At 68.1% G+C, this 17,009-nt stretch carries 16 protein-coding genes; 8 read left to right on the plus strand and 8 right to left on the minus strand.

All coding sequences use genetic code 11. From position 1 onward, the window contains the following. A partial coding sequence (locus A5706_RS33790) for a PecA family PE domain-processing aspartic protease (protein WP_304528406.1) occupies window positions 1–1,134 on the plus strand: 1,134 nt, incomplete at its 5' end. 72 nt (window positions 1,135–1,206) lie between these two features. Next, window positions 1,207–1,467 (plus strand): hypothetical protein, encoded by a 261-nt coding sequence (locus A5706_RS22315; RefSeq protein WP_068135414.1) that lies wholly within the window; start codon window positions 1,207–1,209, stop codon window positions 1,465–1,467. Window positions 1,468–1,482: 15 nt separating this feature from the next. Here A5706_RS22315 and A5706_RS22320 read toward each other — a convergent pair whose 3' ends face one another. Genes A5706_RS22320 through A5706_RS22340 form a run of 5 tightly spaced genes read right to left on the minus strand, consistent with a single transcriptional unit; the run spans window position 1,483 to window position 7,279 of the window. Next, window positions 1,483–2,982 (minus strand): class I adenylate-forming enzyme family protein, encoded by a 1,500-nt coding sequence (locus A5706_RS22320; RefSeq protein ID WP_068135416.1) that lies wholly within the window; start codon window positions 2,980–2,982, stop codon window positions 1,483–1,485. A 49-nt stretch (window positions 2,983–3,031) separates the two neighbouring features. Then, a complete protein-coding gene (locus tag A5706_RS22325; protein WP_068135420.1) occupies window positions 3,032–3,967 on the minus strand; it encodes an acyl-CoA dehydrogenase family protein in 936 nt (311 codons plus the stop codon). Further along, window positions 3,964–5,121: an acyl-CoA dehydrogenase family protein gene (locus A5706_RS22330; protein ID WP_197517939.1), complete on the minus strand. Its 1,158-nt coding sequence runs from the start codon at window positions 5,119–5,121 to the stop codon at window positions 3,964–3,966. Before A5706_RS22330 ends, A5706_RS22325 begins: the two co-directional genes overlap by 4 nt. After that, entirely contained in the window at window positions 5,118–6,224 is a 1,107-nt protein-coding gene (locus tag A5706_RS22335) for an acyl-CoA dehydrogenase family protein (RefSeq protein WP_068135607.1), read from the minus strand. The genes A5706_RS22330 and A5706_RS22335 overlap by 4 nt, the downstream gene beginning before the upstream one ends. Then, complete coding sequence (locus tag A5706_RS22340; RefSeq protein WP_068135423.1) at window positions 6,221–7,279, minus strand: acyl-CoA dehydrogenase family protein; 1,059 nt, start codon at window positions 7,277–7,279, stop codon at window positions 6,221–6,223. Before A5706_RS22340 ends, A5706_RS22335 begins: the two co-directional genes overlap by 4 nt. 70 nt (window positions 7,280–7,349) lie before the next feature. Between A5706_RS22340 and A5706_RS22345 the strand changes: the two genes are divergently transcribed. Further along, window positions 7,350–8,216 (plus strand): LLM class flavin-dependent oxidoreductase, encoded by an 867-nt coding sequence (locus tag A5706_RS22345; RefSeq protein ID WP_068135426.1) that lies wholly within the window; start codon window positions 7,350–7,352, stop codon window positions 8,214–8,216. Here A5706_RS22345 and A5706_RS22350 read toward each other — a convergent pair. Next, a complete protein-coding gene (locus tag A5706_RS22350) occupies window positions 8,179–8,898 on the minus strand; it encodes an SDR family oxidoreductase (protein ID WP_068135429.1) in 720 nt (239 codons plus the stop codon). The genes A5706_RS22345 and A5706_RS22350 overlap by 38 nt on opposite strands. A 5-nt stretch (window positions 8,899–8,903) precedes the next feature. After that, window positions 8,904–9,737 (minus strand): FadR/GntR family transcriptional regulator, encoded by an 834-nt coding sequence (locus A5706_RS22355; RefSeq protein ID WP_068135432.1) that lies wholly within the window; start codon window positions 9,735–9,737, stop codon window positions 8,904–8,906. Window positions 9,738–9,798: 61 nt separating this feature from the next. Between A5706_RS22355 and A5706_RS22360 the strand changes: the two genes are divergently transcribed. From A5706_RS22360 to A5706_RS22370, 3 genes are read left to right on the plus strand one after another with little or no spacing between them, the layout of a single operon-like run. Beyond that, entirely contained in the window at window positions 9,799–12,189 is a 2,391-nt protein-coding gene (locus A5706_RS22360; protein ID WP_068135434.1) for a CoA transferase, read from the plus strand. Window positions 12,190–12,207: 18 nt separating this feature from the next. Next, window positions 12,208–12,399 carry a ferredoxin gene (locus A5706_RS22365; protein WP_046185638.1) on the plus strand — a complete coding sequence of 64 codons (192 nt, stop codon included), beginning with the start codon at window positions 12,208–12,210 and terminating at the stop codon, window positions 12,397–12,399. A 40-nt stretch (window positions 12,400–12,439) separates the two neighbouring features. Beyond that, window positions 12,440–12,880: a nuclear transport factor 2 family protein gene (locus tag A5706_RS22370; protein WP_068135437.1), complete on the plus strand. Its 441-nt coding sequence runs from the start codon at window positions 12,440–12,442 to the stop codon at window positions 12,878–12,880. Window position 12,881: 1 nt separating this feature from the next. Here the strand turns inward: A5706_RS22370 and A5706_RS22375 are convergent, their stop codons facing one another. Further along, window positions 12,882–14,189, minus strand: a complete 1,308-nt coding sequence (locus A5706_RS22375; protein WP_369831942.1) for a cytochrome P450 — start codon at window positions 14,187–14,189, stop codon at window positions 12,882–12,884. A 51-nt stretch (window positions 14,190–14,240) separates the two neighbouring features. On the opposite strand from A5706_RS22375, the gene A5706_RS22380 reads away from it, so the two are divergent. Beyond that, window positions 14,241–15,368, plus strand: coding sequence for a Rieske 2Fe-2S domain-containing protein (locus A5706_RS22380; RefSeq protein ID WP_156767275.1), 1,128 nt, complete (start codon window positions 14,241–14,243; stop codon window positions 15,366–15,368). After that, on the plus strand, window positions 15,368–16,933 hold the full coding sequence (locus A5706_RS22385) for an AMP-binding protein (protein ID WP_068135443.1): 1,566 nt from the start codon (window positions 15,368–15,370) through the stop codon (window positions 16,931–16,933). Before A5706_RS22380 ends, A5706_RS22385 begins: the two co-directional genes overlap by 1 nt. Window positions 16,934–17,009 lie beyond the last annotated feature (76 nt).

Below are 17,009 nucleotides of genomic sequence, written 5' to 3' on the forward strand. Positions count from 1 at the left end.
GGATTGCTGGCCGGTGTCGGCGGGGCCGGAGGTGCCGGAGGTCCAGGCGGCGCCGGCGGTGCCGGTGGGAACGTCAACCTGTTGGGTATCGGCGGCATGGGTGGGGTCGGTGGGGAAGGGGCCTCGGGCGGAGCCGGAGGTGGTGGCGGCCTATGGGGCAACGGCGGCCTCGGCGGCAGCGGCGGGGTTGGCGGTGTTGGCGGTGCCAGCGGCTCCGGCGGTTTGCTGGGCGGCGTACCGGGCGCGGCCGGCACCGCCGGTCCGGCGCCTACGATCCCGCTGCAGTACATGACGGATGGCCCCGCCCACATCGGCTTCTACATAAACCCGTCGATAGGCGGCGGGCCGAATGTGCCGGTGCTGGTGGATACCGGATCGAGAGGTCTCACGGTCCCACTTCAAGACGTCAACCTTGCGAACCTTGGCACGCCGGGCCCCTCGGGTACCGCCCATTACGGCGACAGCAGCGCGTCAGTCTTGACCGAGGAATACACCACGTATACGACAACGGTGAATTTCGGGAACGGAATCGTCACTGGGCCGACCACCGTCGCCGTCGTCACCTCCGCGTTCCGCACGGACAGTAGTGGCCAATACACCGTTCCCCTGTCAGACATACCTGCTGTTATGGGTGTCGGGGTAAACGTTGGCCATTTCCCCACCAGCACCGTGCAAGCGTTGCCGGGCAACCTCGGTCAAGGAGTGTTGGTAAACGACCCCATGTTCGCCCCCGGGGGGACGCTGGAGTTCGGTCCCAACCCGCTTCCGGCCGTTACTTCCGTGTCCGGAGCGCCGACCGCCACCCTGGTCCTACAGATCACGCCGCCAGGCGGGACGCCCGGCGCTCCCCAGACTGTGTATCCCTCGGCTATCGATGCCGGCGGTCAACTCGGGGTGATCCCGCAATACCTCGTCCCCGGGAGTACGGCCGGCGATCCCGTGCCATTGGGAACAACTCTTACCGTCTACACCGGCAGCGGGACGGAGCTATACCAGGAAACGTTCATGACGGCCGACGCACCGACGGTTGAGCCAACCTTCAACTTCAATACCGGGATTCTCCCCTTCTACAAGTATCCGATCTACATCTCCTACAGCCCCAGCGGTTTCGGGACGACAATTTTTGATGCTTAAGGCGCGGTCGTCAAAGCCGGCGGTTAAGCATTCGGCGCTGAAATGCCGTCATCGGACTAGCATCAACGTGTTATGAAAGCGGTCGTCGTCGCGGTCTGTTTCGTGATCGTCTCGGTGTTCGTCAGCGTTCCGGCGGTGGCGCACGCGGACCCGTGCGTCAACGGCACCGTCCGGCCGGGTGGTTGGGGTGGGGACTCGTTCCTGTGCCAGGACCGCGGGTGGTTGCATGTCGTGCCGAACGGTGTCGCCGGTAATCGCCCCGATCAACCGCCGCCGCCGGGGTGTGTGAGGTTTCCGGACAAGTACATGTGCCCCGCTGACAGCCCCGGCTAGCAGCCACGCCAGGACCTAGCCGCCGCGGGACTCGATCATCGCCGAGCGATTGACCTTGGTGGCCGCGGTGCGGGGGATCGCGTCGACGAACTCGACGGTCTTGGGCGCCTTGTAATGGGCGAGCCGGCCTTTCGCGTACTCGATCACCTCTTCCTCGGTGAGGCGCACGCCGTCGGCCGGCTGAACCACCGCGTGCACGCGGCGCCCCCACTGCGGGTCGGAAAGCCCGATGACGACGACGTCGGCGATGCCCGGGTGGCCCGCGAGGGCCGACTCCACCTCCGCCGGAAAGACATTGGCGCCGCCGGTGATGATCATGTCCACCCGGCGATCGACGATGTACAGGTAGCCGTCCTCGTCGAGATACCCGATGTCGCCGGCGGAACGGAAGCCGTCCTCGGTCGTCGGCAGGGGCGCCGCCCCGCCCAGGTACCGCGAGCCCGCGGCCATCGGTGACCGCAGGTAGACCTCGCCGTGTTCACCGGGGCCCAGCGGTATCCTTCCGGCGTCGAGAATCCGGATCTCGGTGTCCCGAAAGCCGCGTCCGACGCTGCCCGGATGCGCGAGCCACTCGTCGCCACGCAGCGCGGTGAGTCCCAGGTTCTCGGTCATTCCGTACGCCGTCACGATCTGCTCCGGGCTCAGCAGCTCGAACCAGGTATGCATGAGCGACGGCGGCATCACCGCGGCGCCCTGCAAAACGAAGACGACGCTGGACAGGTCGCGCTGCCGGACGTCGGGCCGCGCGGCGATGCGCGCCAGCATCGTGGGCGTCGCCGTGAAGTTTGTGACCCGGAAGCGTTCGATCAGATCCAAAACGAGTGCCGCGTCGAACTTTTCGAGCACCACCAAGTGGTCACCGGCCAACAGGAAAAAGAACGTGGCGAAGCCGTTGGTGTGATACATCGGCGCGGGCACCATGATCGTCTGCGGCTGCGCCACCGGCGTCCAGTTCGACAGGAACGGCTCGCCGTGCTGCGGCGTCCACAGCGAGGGTGCCAGGCTGAGGATCACCTTCGGCACACCGGTCGAGCCGCTGCTGCAGATGCCGTTGGCGTTGGGGGAAACGACTGGGGGCAGCGGGGTTTCCGGCTCGGCGGCCGCCCGCGCGTCCAGCTCCCAGCGGGTTTTTTCGTCGACGACGACCGCGGGGTCGATGACCTCGCGCACCCGGTCTCGCTCCCACTCGGGCAGGTCCCAGTGCATGGGCACGGGAACCGCGCCGATCTTCCAGCACCCCAGCGCGGCGAGCATCAGGTGCTGGGAGTTCGGGATCGCCAGCGCCACAAGGGAGCCGACCCCCGCGCCGCCGGCCGCCAGCGCGCGACCCCACTGGTTGGCGCGGGCGTCGAGTTCACCGAAGGTCAGCGTGCTCGCGGTGCCGTCGAGCGCGACGACCGTCACCGCCTTGTCGTCGGGGCGTTCCTCGGCGAGCTGCTGAAGCTTGGCGCCGAACGGGATCCCTTCCTCCAGCGGATTGGGGCCCGCCTCGGACGCGACTTGCTCGGTGCTCATGCGCGCCGCTCCTCCTCATCGCTGCGCTCTGCATCGTCGCCGGCGCGGCTCACGCCGATACCGGCCCGCTGAACAGCGTCTCCAGGTGGCCGTCCCGGACGTCGGGTATCAAGCGCAGCGCGAGCGCCTCGGCGCTCAACGGCAACCGGATCAGCGGTTGGGTGTGCCGGTCGAGCACGCTGACGTCGGACTCGTCGCAGAAGCCCAGGGCGCCGAGCAGTTGATGCGAGGTCCGCAGCACCTGCCGCGCGGTGTCGGCGGCCTTGTATCGCAATACCAGCGCGTCGGCCGAATGCACCTGCACAGGCAGGGATTCCGGCCGGCAGATGGTGTACTTGGCGAGTTCGTGCAGGCCGCGCACCCCGACGGCGGCGTCGGCGACCGCGAACCTGACGGCCTGGAAATCGGCCAGCGGCTGGCCGAACTGGACCCGCGCGCGCACGTGTTCGGTGACGATGTGCAGCGATTGCTGCAGGGCTCCCAGAATCCGCCATGATCCCAGCACGAGATGAAGGTTAACGTCGCCGGCCGGGACGGTTCCGTCGGGTGCGCTTAAGGTGGCGGGCACCAGAAACGGCCCCAGCTTGGCGTTCGTCCGCACGCCCGGTTGCGGGTGGTACCGAGCGCCGTCCAGGTCGGCGGCGATCCAGTCACCGGGCAGGTCGCCGTGATCGATGCGCGGCGCTTCGGGATTGACCAGGGTCAGTCGGGCGCCGTCGATCGCCAGTAGCTCCTCCACGACGGGGTAGGGCAGCGCGTTTGCGCCGGCGGCCTGGCAGAGCACCGCGGCGGCAAGCAAGTCGTCGGCCTCCGACCGTACGTCGAGTTCGAACGCGCCGACGTCGGTCAGGGCGCTGCGTGCCGCGTCGCGCACGCTGTCGTCGGCCTCGGCGCGCAGCGCCGCCGGTGGGCCGCCCACCCGGGCGAGCCGCTTGGTGGCGACGGCGGCGAAGTCGCTGATATCTTGTGGCAGTTCGGTTTTCACCGATGGCCTCCCAGAACGTCGCGTGCCACCAGCATTCGCTGCACCTCGATGGTGCCCGATGCCACGGTGGCGGCCTGTGCGTAGCGCCAATGGTCTTCGATGGCCCCGTGCAGGGGCGCCGACGAGCCGCTGTCCAGCGCGAACGGGCCCAGCACGTCGAACAGCAGCTCGGCGACCTGCTGATCGCACGTGGTGGTGGCGATGCGGGCGGCACTGGCCGCCGCCCCCGCCGACGGGTCGTCCTGCAGTGAGATGGCCCGATATGCCAGCAGCCTGGCCACCCGCAGGTCGACCAGCGCCCGAGCCCAGCGGGCGCGAATCGATTCGGGCAGCGCGTCCCAGCCGTCGCCGAGTTGTTTCTGCAGCCGGTCGAGCAGGGACTCGCACCGCGCGTAGCGCGCGATGCCGACCCGCTCGAACGCCAGCGCTTCCCGCATCACCCGCCAGCCGTCGCCGACCTCGCCGAGGACGTCACCGGGGAACGCCTGCACGTCATCGAGGAACATCTCGTTGAGGTGATGCGGTCCCAGCATCGACGGGATCGGCCGAACGGTGAACCCGGGCCGGTCCATGGGTATCAGGAACAGGGTGAGCCGCTTGGCCTTTGGCGCGTCGGGATCGGTGCAGGCCGCCAGCACGCACCAGGACGCCATCTGGGCGTACGAGGTCCACACCTTCTGGCCGGTGATGCGCCACCCGTCCCCGTCCGGCACCGCGCGGGTGCGCAGCGAGACGAGGTCGGTTCCGGCCTCGGGCTCGGAAAAGCCTTGGCACCAGATCACATCGCCGGACGCGATGGCCGACAGGTGCTTGGCCTTTTGTTCGTCCGTGCCGTAACGCATCAGCGCCGGGCCGACCCAGTTGATCCCCATATACTGCGGGCCGCGGGGCTCGTGCTGGGCCCACATCTCCTCGCGCAGCACGGTCTGCTGCCAGACCGAACCACCGCCGCCGCCATGCTCTTTCGGCCACGCCAGCGCCAGCAGCCCCTCGGTGGCCAACAGCTTGCAGAACGTCTCGGTGGTGGCGAGATCTTGCGGGTTTTCGGTGCAGGCGCCGAGGAAGTCGGCGGGGATGTGGTTGGCGATCAACTCCCGCAGATGATTTCGGAGTTGTCCGGCGTCCTCGCCGAGGTCGTAATCCATCCGAGTCATCCCTTCGGCAGTCCGAGCAGCCGCTCGGCGATGATGTTGCGCTGCACTTCCGACGTTCCGCCGTAGATGGTGGCGGCCAGCGCGTCCTGACGTTCGAACAGCAGATCCGAATCGCTGACCCAATCCTGTCCCTTGGCGACGGCGGCCAGTTCCCAAACGCGTTGCAAGGTAACCGATCCGAGCAGCTTCATGATGTCGGCCTCGGGGCTTGGCCGGCCCGCCAGTTCGTTGCCCAGGGCCCGGTATCCGGTGGCGCGCAGCGCCTCGGCATCGGCCAGCAGCGACCCGAGCTCGGCGCAGATGTCGTCGGTCGGACGGGCCCCGCGCACCGCATCGAGTCCGCGCTTGATCTCGACCCAGTTCATGATCCAGATCATCTGGCGCTCGTGGTGCAGCGACGACAACGCGACGTTCCAGCCGCCGTTGAGCGGCCCGAGCAGGTTTTCCGCAGGAACCTCGACGTCGTCGAGGAAGACCTCGCAGAACGTCTCGTCGGAAATCGAGGCCATGCGGATCGGCTCGATCCGCACCCCGGGCGATTGCAGGTCGAGGATCAGACACGAGATGCCGCGATGCTTCGGCGCCTCGGGGTCGGTGCGCACATACAGGGTGCACCAGCGCGACAGGTGTGCGTGGGTCGTCCAGATCTTGTGACCGTTGACCCGGAAGATGTCCCCGTCACGCTCGGCCCGCGTGCGCAGCCCGGCGAAATCGGACCCCGCTTCCGGCTCGGACATGCCCAGTGCCCACCACTCGTCGCCTCGCAGCAGGGGAACCAGGAGCCGGTCGACCTGGGCGGGCGTGCCGAACTGGCGGATACCGGGCGCGGCGACGCCGGGACCCTGAATGTTGGGCAGCTTGGGCGCGGATCGCAGCGCCGCCTCGATCCGAACCTCCATCGCGTCGCGCAGGCCGAGCGAGCGGCCACCGTGCTCGCGGGGCCAGGTCGGCTGGATCCAGCCGGCCTCGAAGGACGCCCGCTGATAGTCACGCCGCAGCGGCAGGTCCCAGCGGTATTCGCGGTAGTTCTCGTAGTAGTCCTTCGGCAGGAATTCCGTGAGCCACGAGCCGAATTCGTCGACTATGGATTCCACGGCGGTCATCCGCTGCACCCCGCGAACCGGCGGCCCACCTCGTGGTAGAGCGCGCGGCTGTCACCCAGCATCGCCGCGCCCTGCCAGGCGTGCCGGACGTAAAGGTGGATGTCGTGTTCCCAGGTCTGCCCGAGGGCACCGTGTACCTGCACCGCGGTCCGCGCGCAATTGACCGCCGCTTCGCCGGCCGCCGCCTTGGCCAGCGCGGCGACGGTCCAGGCGTCACCCGGGTCCGGATCGGCCAGCCGGGCCGCCGCCGAGTAGGTGAGGCTGCGCGCCCGCTCCACGCCGACGTGGTTGTCGGCCAGCGCGTGTTTGATGCCCTGGAACGCACCGATCGGCGTGCCGAACTGCCGCCGCGTCTTCGCGTGCTCGACCGCGCGGTGCAGGGCGGCGCTGGCCACGCCGACCAGGTCGGCGGCCGCGGCAACCAGAGGCGCGGCCAGCGCCGATTCGAGCTCCACCGGCGCGGCGGCCACCGGCTCGGCGTCGACCTCGACGTCGGCCACCGGTTGCGCCGGGTCCGTCGACTCGCCCGCCAGCACGGTCACCCCGTCACCGCAGCGCGCGACGACCGCCATGACCTCGTTGTCCGCGTGGGCCAGCGTGACGAGCAGCTCCGCGCGCGACAGATTGGGGACCGCGACCGCCCGCCCGCGCAGCCGTCCCCCGCGCAACGTCATCGGTGCGCCGGGTAGCCGAGACCCTTTCGAGTGGACCGCCAGGGTCGCGACGGCGCCGCCGGCGACGTCGGCGAGCACCGAGTCGAGGCCGCTGGCCCGTAAGGCGCCCGCGGCCAGCCCGACGCTGCTGAGCAACGGGATCGGCGCGATCGCGGCGCCGCATTCCTCGAGGACGACTGCCAGCTCGACGGGTCCGTAGTCGATTGCTTCAGGGGCCGCGAGCTCCGTCCAACCGAGGTCGACGACCGTCTTCCACGGGGCACGCCAGCGCTCGGGATCTACCATCGCCTGGCGGGCGGCATCCGGCGGACACTCGGTGCGCAGGATGCCGCGCACGGTGTCGCGCAGCGACAGCTGCTCCGAAGTCAGTCCGACATCCATAAGACCCCTAACATAATAAAAATAGTAAACTAGCGCCGCTGTTGCAATCGGCGCGAGCATAGGTGGGCACATGGTCGAGTGGTATCTGTTCCTGCCCCAAGTACGGTTGTCGGCCGCCGACATCACAGAGCGGACGCTTCATGCCGAGGCCGCCGGTTTCGACGGGGTGGCGTTCATCGATCACCTCGAGGCGCCCGGGCTGCCCGACGAAACCATATGGGAGGCAATGGGCATCGCCACCTGGGTCGCGGCCAGGACGGAGCGGCTGCGGATCGGCCACCTGGTGCTCTGCGACGCGTTCCGGCATCCCGCCATGCTGGCCAAACAAGCCGTCACCCTCTCGGACGCGTCGAACGGCAGATTCGACCTCGGCCTCGGCGCGGGCTCCTGGCCCGCCGAGTTCACCAGATTCGATGTGGGTGAGCAGGATCCGAAGGCCAGGGTGGCACAACTCGGGCGCCACATCGAGCTGATCCGGCAGTACTGGGGCGACGCGCCGGGGGAGGCCGTGCAAGTCCCGCGCAGGTCCCATCCGATACCGCTGCTGCTGGGCGGCACCGGACCCCGGATGATGGAACTCGTTCGTAAATACGCGGATTGGTGGAATCTGCCGGCCAACCACCTCGACAAATTGCCCGAGCTGGCCCCGGCCGCAGGCACGGCGCGCGTGTCGATGCAGCAGATGGTGGGATTTGTCCGGACAGGCAGCGACCCGGACAAGGTGCGCGAGGTGAGCACCCGGCGATTCGGCAACCTCGGTTCGGGACTGGTCTGTGGTGCTGCCGACGAGCTGATCGCGCACTTCGGCGGTCTGGCCGCCCAGGGCGTCGAGCGGTTCTACGTGTGGTTCGCCGATTTCGCCGCCCCGGAATCCCTGCGCGAGTTCGGCGAGTCGGTGATCAAGGGGTTCGCTGGCGCCGGCGGCGGGCTTCCGTAGGCACGACCGGCGGCCGCGCGAACGGACCGCGCTGCACGGCCGAGAGCCGGATCTCCGGCAGGTCGACCGACGGGTCGACGGTGTCCAGCCAGGCGACCGCCTCGGCGACGTCGGACACCTGGATCGCGTACATCTCGAAGGGAACGTCCTGCAGCATCTCGGTTTCCACCGGGCCGGGCGTCACGATGTGCACGGCGATCCCGTCACGGTCCACCTCGAGCGCCAGGGCGCGGGCGAACGCATTCATGCCGGCTTTCGACGCGGAGTAGGCGGTGCGGGCCATCATCGGCTCATGCGCCGCCGACGACGAGATGAACACGAACCGTGAGCCCGCGCGCATCCGGGGCAAAGTGGCGGCCGTGACCACGAAGCAGGAATCCAGGTTGGCCGAGATGATGGTCCGCCACTGGTCGAATGTCTGCTTGCGCGCGTACGTTCCGCCGAGGGTGCCGGCCGCGTGCACGACGAGGTCGATCCGCTCCAAACCGCTTATGGCAGAAGCGAACCCGTCGGGATCGGACGCGTCGGCGACGATGTGGCGGGCGCTGAGTTCCTCGGCGGCCGCGCGGAGCGGGGCCTCGCGCCGCGCCGAAAGCACCACGTCGTAGCCGAGCTCGCTGAGCTTGCGGGCGCATCCCTTCCCGATCCCGCCGCTGCCGCCGGTGACTAGTGCCGTTCGCATCGACGTCAGGTGCGCCGGACGTCCCGCGGGCGCGACCCCGAACGTGAAAGAGCCTGCGGCGACAGCGCGTAGATGCGTTGATCCGGCCTGCCCGACAGCACGTAGGTCTGCGCGTCGGCGAGGTGGCGGCCCGCGATGCGGCGGGCGCGGTCGACGTCACCCTCGGCGATGGTGTCGGTCAGCTTGATGTGGGTGGCGAGCACGGCGCGGCGCTGTGTCAGCGAGGGGTAGGTGCCGCGCGCCGAGCTTTCGTCGGCCCACTGCTGCTCGTGGCTGGTCCACAGCGTCTCCAGGCTGCCGACCACCGCGATGATGGTGTGATTTCCGCAGCCACGGACCACGAGATCGTGGAATTCACGGCCGATTTCGGTGAAGAGCCGCCCGTCGTCGAGGTTTTCCGCCATCGAGTCGTTGACCCGCTTGAGTTCCGGCACCAGCGTGTCCGCCCGGTCGGGGCGTTGGGCGGCCAGTGCGGCGCAGGCGGGCTCGAGTTCCCGCAGCGCGAAGCCGAGGTCGGCCACCTGGACAGACTCGCTCTGCAGCAACAGGCCGAGCATGTAGGCCGCGCTGGTCTTGGCGGGCGCGTGCACCACCGCGCCGCCGCGGTTGCCCCGCCGCACCGAGACCAGGCCCTCGGTCTCTAGGATCCGCAGCGCCTCGCGCAGGGAGACCAGGCTGACGTTGAACTGCTCGACGAGCACCTCCTGGCGCGGCAGCAGGTCGCCGTCGGCGAGCTCACCGTCGATGATCTGACGGCGTAACTCGTCGGCTACGATTTCGGCGATCCGCGGCGCCGACAGTCGGCGACGGGCGTCTTGGCCAATTCCCAGGGCGGTCATCCAATCCTCGCGCGTGCTCGACTGGCTTAGCTATTTTAGCAGTAATGGTATAAATAGCCGCGTGAGGCGCGAGCCCGACAGCCGGCCGACACCGCTCGACGGATTGCGTGTCGTCGAGATCAGCGACCGGATCGCCGGCGACTACTGCGGCAAGCTGCTCGTCGACGCCGGGGCGGAGGTGCGCACAATCGAACCGCCGCAAGGGGATTGGTTGCGGCGGTACTCCGCCAGCTGTTCGCCCGTCCCGGAGGGCCAGGCAGCCCCATTTTTCGGCTACCTCAATGCCGGCAAGCGCAGCCTGACCGTCGCCGCGGACTCCGAACGCTATCGCGCCGAGCTGGCCGGCGCCGACGTCGTGGTGGTCACCGCGGGCCGGTCACGGGCCGCGGCGCTGGGCATCGACCCACAGCGGCTGTTGGGCGATTCCCCGCGCGCGATCGTCGTCACGATCTCCGACTTCGGTTGGACCGGACCCTACGCCGAGCGCGCCGCGAGCGAATTCACGTTGCAGGCTTGGGCCGGCTCGCCCGGCTTTCGCGGCGACCCCGCCGGGCCACCGATCGCGATCGGCGGCGACCTGGGGGAGTACATGGGCGGCGTCTACGCGGCGTTCGGCGCGCTGGCGCTGCGTCGCCGAGTCGAGCGTGGCGGCCCGGGCGAGCATCTCGACCTGTCGATGCTCGAGGCGATGACCGCGATGCAGAGCAGCGAATGGTTGCATTCTCAGCTGCTGCGAGTTCCGCCCGTCCGCCGCACGCTGGAGGTGCCCTCGATCGAACCGGCCAAGGACGGCTACGTCGGCATCACCATGGTCACCGGGCAGCAATGGCTCGACTTCTGCGCGATGGTCGAGTGCCCACAGCTGGAGGAGATCGAACAGCTGCGGTTTCAGATCGGGCGGTGGGCCTACCGCGACCTGATCCGCGAACACATCGGCCCGTGGCTGGCCGAACGCACCGTGGCGGAGATCGTCGAACTCGGTCAGCTCTTCCGGTTGCCGATCGCGGCGCTGGGCAACGGCTCCACCATCCGCGACATGGAGTACGCGCGGGAGCGCGGGGTGTACACGCACAACCCGGCCGGCTTTCACCAGCCGCGCCCGCCGTGGCTGATGGCGGCGTGCGCGCCCGCGGCGCTGGGCGCCACCCCCGCGCCGGGTGAGGCCAACGACGAACCAGCTTGGGCGAGAAGCGAATCCGATCCGGTGCCCACTTCGCGGGGTCTGCCGCTGGAGGGCCTGCGCATCGTCGACCTGACGGCGTTCTGGGCCGGGCCGGCCGCGACCCACCTGCTCGCCGCGTTCGGCGCCGACGTCGTCAAGGTGGAGTCCATCCAGCGACCCGACGGCATTCGCTACTCGGGCGGGATGCGCACCGATGTGGACGACTGGTGGGAGTACGGCTGGGTGTTCCACGCGATGAACACCAACAAGCGTTCCGTCACACTGGATTTGGGCTCGGCTCGCGGACGCGCGGTGTTTCTGGATTTGGTCACCGGCGCCGACGTGGTGATCGAGAACTTCTCACCGCGGGTGATGGACCAGTTCGGCCTGACCGCAGACGTGCTGCTGGAGGTCAACCCGAAACTCGTCGTCGCCCGGATGCCGGCGTTCGGCCTGGACGGTCCGTGGCGTGAACGCGTCGGATTCGCCCCGACCATGGAGCAGATCGCGGGCCTGGCCTGGGTGACCGGGTTGCCGGACACGCCACCGGTGACGCCGCGCGGAGCGTGCGATCCGCTGGCCGGCGTGCACGCCGCGTTCGCCGTGCTGGCCGCGCTGAACTTCGCCGAACGCACCGGCACCGGCCAGCTGCTCGAGCTGCCGATGTTGGAAACGGTGCTCAACGCCACCGCGATACAGGCGATCGAAGCCGAGGTGTTCGGGGTGACGCTGGGTCGGCGCGGCAATCGTGGTCACGGGGAGGCGATCCAGAACATCTATCGGTGCGCCGGTGACGATGACTGGATCGCGCTCACGGTGCGCGACGACCGGCAGTGGCAAGCCCTGGTGGACGCGATGGATCGTCCCGCCTGGTGCGACGAGGGCCTGGCGACCGTGGCGGGGCGGCGGGAGCGCGCCGACGACATCGATCGCCGGCTGCGGGATTGGTTCGCCGCGCAAGCGCTGGAACCGACGGTGGAGCGGTTGGCCGGCGCGGGCGTTCCCGCCGCGCCGGTCGTGTCGCCGTCGTTGGTGACCGAGAACCCCCAACTACGCGACCGGGGATTCCTGGAGGCCCTGAACCATCCGAGCACCGGGCCGGGCCTGTATCCGTGCCCGCCGTTCGCGAAGCTGGCCGGCCAGGACAAGTGGCTGCTACGCCCGCCGCCGCGGCTAGGCGAGCACAATGGGCAGGTACTGCGCGATCTGTGTGGACTGACCGACGACGAGCTGGCAAACCTGGCCAGCGACAAAGTGATCGGGACCCGCCCGGCGGGCCTCAAAAGATAACAGTGAGGAGGTCGCCTGATGCGCGTTACGGTCGACGAGAACCTGTGTGAGGCCAACGGCTTTTGCGAATCGCTCGCCCCGGAGGTGTTCGAACTGGGAGACGAGGACGTGGTGCAGATCGCGGACGGTCCGGTGCCGCCGCGGCTGGAGATCGATGTGCGCGCCGCGGTGGACCAGTGCCCCAAGGCCGCGCTACGGCTGATCGACTGACGGGCGCCACCATGTCGGCGGCGCACCGTAGAGTGCGGGCATGCCGCCGAGGGACATGTCCAGGTACGCCGCGATGCGCCCCTACTTCGAGGTCGTCGCTGACGCCCTGACGGGGTTGGTCGACGGGACCGACTTCTTCGACATGCACGCCGAGGATGTGGTGGTCGAGTACGTCATCACCGTCCCGGATTACCCGCGCCGCATCGTCGGCCGCGAGGCGCTGGCCGAGCTGTACGCCGACTACGGGGAGTCGATCGTCCAGAGCGGCAGCAGCGACGTGTACCGCTATTACGACCCGGAGAAGTCGGTGGTGATTCTCGAGTACACCATGCACGGCACTGTGGTGCGCACCGGTGCGCCCTACGTCAACCGCTTCATCTCGGTGATCGCGGTCAAGGACCGCAAGATCGTGCACTGGCGCGACTACCTGGACCCGTTGGCCGTGTTCGCCGCGTTCGGCGACGCGCCGGCGCCCTATTGAGTTACCGCCGCTCTCCCAGCGAAATCGCCATCTCGTCATAGATCGACATGTTGGTGAGCAGATTCGGATAGGCCACCTTGGCCGGACCGAGGGCGATGTCGTCGCAGCGCAGCAGCAGTTCGTCGAAGACCGCGCGTAGTTCGGCGCGCGCCAGCATGGCGCCCAGGCAGTGATGCGGTCCGCCGCCTCCGAATGCCACATGCGGGTTGGGCTGACGCGCGATGTCGAACGTGAACGGGGAGGGGAACACCTCCTCGTCGCGGTTGGCCGAGCGCAGCATGGACACCACCCGCTCGCCCTTCGCGATGTGCTGGCCGTCCATCTCGACGTCGACCTTGGCGGTGCGCGTCCAGTAGGCAACCGGTGACGCCCAACGCAATACCTCCTCGACGGCGCTCGGCCGCAGCTCCTCCCGCGCGCGGTACCGCTCGATCTGCTCGGGGTTCTCGACGAACGCCTGCAGCCCAATCGCCAACGCGTTCTTGGTGGTGTCGCTGCCGGCGAATGTCAGCACGAAGAAAAAGAACTCGAGTTCGTTGGCGGGCAAGCTGAATTCCTCGCCGTCCTCGCCGGTGATCACGGCGGAGGCCAGTGTGCTCCAGATGTCATCGGTGGGACGGCGCCGCTTCTCCGCGGTGAGTTCCATCGCGTACCCGAAGATGGTGGCGTAGAGATCGGTGTAGTCCTGAAAGGTCGGCCGCGCCCCGGGCGCATTGGCTTTCAGGATGCTGTCCAGGCAATCGAAGATCCGCGGCCGGTCTTCTTCCGGTATGCCGATGATGTCGCCGATGACCGTCATCGGCAGCGCGTCGGCGACGTCCTCGATCCAATCGCCGCCGCCCTCGGCGAGTAGGCGGTCGATCATCCGCGCGGCGCGCGCCCGGATGCCGTCCTCGAGTTTGGCGATCGCGCGCGGGTTGAACGCGTTGGATATCAGCTTGCGGCGCTTGTTCAGATCCGGGGGGTCCATGTTGATGATCGTCGGGTACGACGAGAACATCCCGACCGGCTGGATGAGCGGGCCGTCGACCGCGGTGAAGGAATCCGTATCACGATGCAGGCGCACCGCGTGCCGATGCTTGGTGGCCACCCAGAATTCACGGTGGACGGTCTTGGAAAAGAGCTGAGTGACACCCGGGGTCATCTCGTGCCGGAACAGCGGGCGGGAGCGTCGCAATTCGGCGAACAGCTCGTCGGGAAAACCATTGCGCCACAAGGCAAGATCGGATAGATCCACCGCCGCAGCCGTCATCTGAACCCCGCTTCTAGCGCAATGCGGGCACCTTACCGGCGCCGCGTTGACGTTCAATGCTTAAGATAGTAAAAATAGAGCCTATCGTCGAACCCGCTGGGAGGGGTCGTGACGGATACAATTTCGGACTCGGCATCAGAGTCGGCCGCAGATCCTTCGGAGCGTGAGTTCGGGCAGGCCGGCATCGCCCTGTCTACCTACCGGTTCCCGACGGGCTGGTTCATCGTCGCGTTCGGCTCGGACCTGCCTCCCGGTGAGGTCAAGCGCGCGCACTACTTCGGCGAGGAGTTGGTGCTCTTCCGCACCGAATCCGGCCAGGTGCATGTGATGGACGCGTACTGCCAACACCTCGGCGCCAACCTCGGCGTCGGCGGCACTGTCGAGGGCGAGAACATCGTCTGTCCCTGGCACGGCTGGCGGTGGCGCGGCGACGGCACCAACGCCCTGATCCCCTACAGCAAGATCGGCTGCAAGAACAACGTCCGCATCCGCACCTACCCGAGCATGGAGTGGTACGGGTTCATCCTCGCGTGGCACGAGCGGCATGGGCGCGCGCCATACTGGCAGCCGCCGGTGCTGCCCGAGCTCGAAACCAACGAGTACTACCCGCTGCACCCGCACACGCAGATGCTCAACCGGGTCAAGGTGCACCCGCAGATGATCATCGAGAACGCCGCCGATCCCTACCACGTGCAGTACGTGCACAAGGCCGCCAATCCCGCCACCACCTCGTCGTTCGAGGTCTCCGGATACCACCTGCACGCCACCGTCAACGCCCATTTCGGCGGCGGTCGCGCCTCGACCTGGCTGACCCCGAACGGGCCGGTCGACGCCAAGATCATTTACGACAACTACTCGCTGGGATTGGGCCTGGTTCGCTTCCCCAGCGAGCTGGTGGCCACCGTGCAGGTGACCGGGCAGACGCCGGTCGACGAGGACTACACCGACTACTTCTACACGCAGGCTTCGATTCGCGAGCCCGGCGACACCGGCGACGCACCCACCGGCCGCGCCGCCAAGTTCCTGGCGCTGCAGCAAGAGGTCATCAAGCAGGACTTCTTCACGTGGGAGAACATGAAATACCTCGAAAAGCCCAACCTGGCACCCGAAGAGGCGCACGACTATGCCGCCCTTCGCCGCTGGGCGCACCGCTTCTATCCGGGCCCGGAGCCGTCGCCGTCCGACTTCGGCTACACCGCCGAGGGCGAACCCGACCCGGCGGCCGCGAAAGCCTGATGCCGGGACCGTCGGATTTCGGCGTCGACAGCTTCACCGTGCCGGCCGTCCTGGATCGGCGGGCGGAGCAGCACCCTGACCGGGTGATGATGTCGATCGCCGGCGTGGACGTGACGTTCGAGGAGATGCGCCAGCGGTCCCGCGCGGCGGCGCACGTGTTGGCCGGTTTGGGCGTCGGACCCGGCGATTGCGTGGCGCTGTTCACCGCCACCTGCCCGGAATGGGTGTACTTCTGGCTGGGCGCGGCGCGCATCGGCGCGGTCAGCGCGGCGGTGAACGCCGCGAACAAGGGCGATTTCCTGCTGCACACGCTGCGGTTGTCGCGGGCCAAGGTGATTCTCACCGACACCGAGCGCCGGCCCCGGGTCGACGAGGTCGTCGGGCAGCTGGACACGGTGACCGGCGTTGTGGTGCAGGATGATTCGCTCACCGCCACGTTGCACCTCGACGCCGACGTTCCGGTGACCGAAAGCCCGGTCGGCCCGGCCGACGTGGGGGTGTTGTTTTTCACCTCCGGCACCACCGGGCCGTCGAAAGCGGTTGCCACGACGTGGCATTACCTGTTCTCGGTCGCCGCTACCGCCGCCGCCGCGTGGGAATTCGGCCCGGGGGAGGTGCTGTGGACGGCGATGCCGCTCTTCCACCTCAGCGCGGCGCCCAGCGTGCTGGCACCGATGCTGGTCGGCGGAACGACCGTGTTGGCCAAGGCGTTTCATCCCGGCCAGGTGTGGGACGACATCCGCGCCCGCGGCGCCGTCGGATTCGCCGGTGCCGGCGCCATGGTGTCGATGCTGCGGAACCTGCCCTCGGATCCGCGTGACGCGCAGCTCCCACTGCGGTTCATCTCCGCCGCGCCCATCGACGCGGACTCCTACCACGAGATCGAAAAGCGTTACGGCTGCCGAATCGTCACGATGTACGGCATGACCGAGGCCTTTCCGGTCGCTGTCAAGGGCGTTTCCGACGAAGGCGTGCCCGGGACCTCGGGCCGGCCGAATCCGAATTTCGAGGTGCGCATCGTCGATGAGCGCGGCGACCCGCTGCCGCCCGGCGCGGTCGGCGAGATCGCCTGCCGTCCCAGGCACCCGCATGTGATGAGCGAGGGCTACGTGAGCGAGGGCTCGCGGGTGGAGCCGCACCCGGAGTGGTTTCGCACCGGCGATTTGGGCAGACTCGACGCCGATCGGAACCTGACATACGTGGACCGCATCAAAGACTCGTTGCGCCGGCGCGGCGAAAACATTTCCTCGGTCGAAGTGGAGGCCGTCGTCGTGCGCCATCCGGCGGTGGCCGAAGCCGCAGCGGTCGGGGTCCCCAGCGACTTGGGCGAAGACGACATCCTGTTGATCGTGACGCTGCGCCCCGGAGCGGACCTGGACTACGCGGAGTTGCTTGACTTCTGCACCGCCCGGATGCCGTACTTCTGCGTCCCGCGATTCGTCGAAGTGGTGGATGAACTGCCCAAGAACGTCATCGGACGAGTGCGTAAAGACGTGTTGCGCGGTCGCGGACTGGGTCCGGGCGCCTGGGATCGTGAGAAAGCGGGGTATATCGTTCGCCGGTAAGTTACGTTAATGTTACGTAATCGTCGGTAAGTTAATTTATTGTTACGTAACTACCCCTTGGTGGGCGTCATCCAAG

Source organism: Mycobacterium sp. E796 (genome assembly GCF_001672815.1).
Classification (GTDB): Bacteria; Actinomycetota; Actinomycetes; order Mycobacteriales; family Mycobacteriaceae; genus Mycobacterium.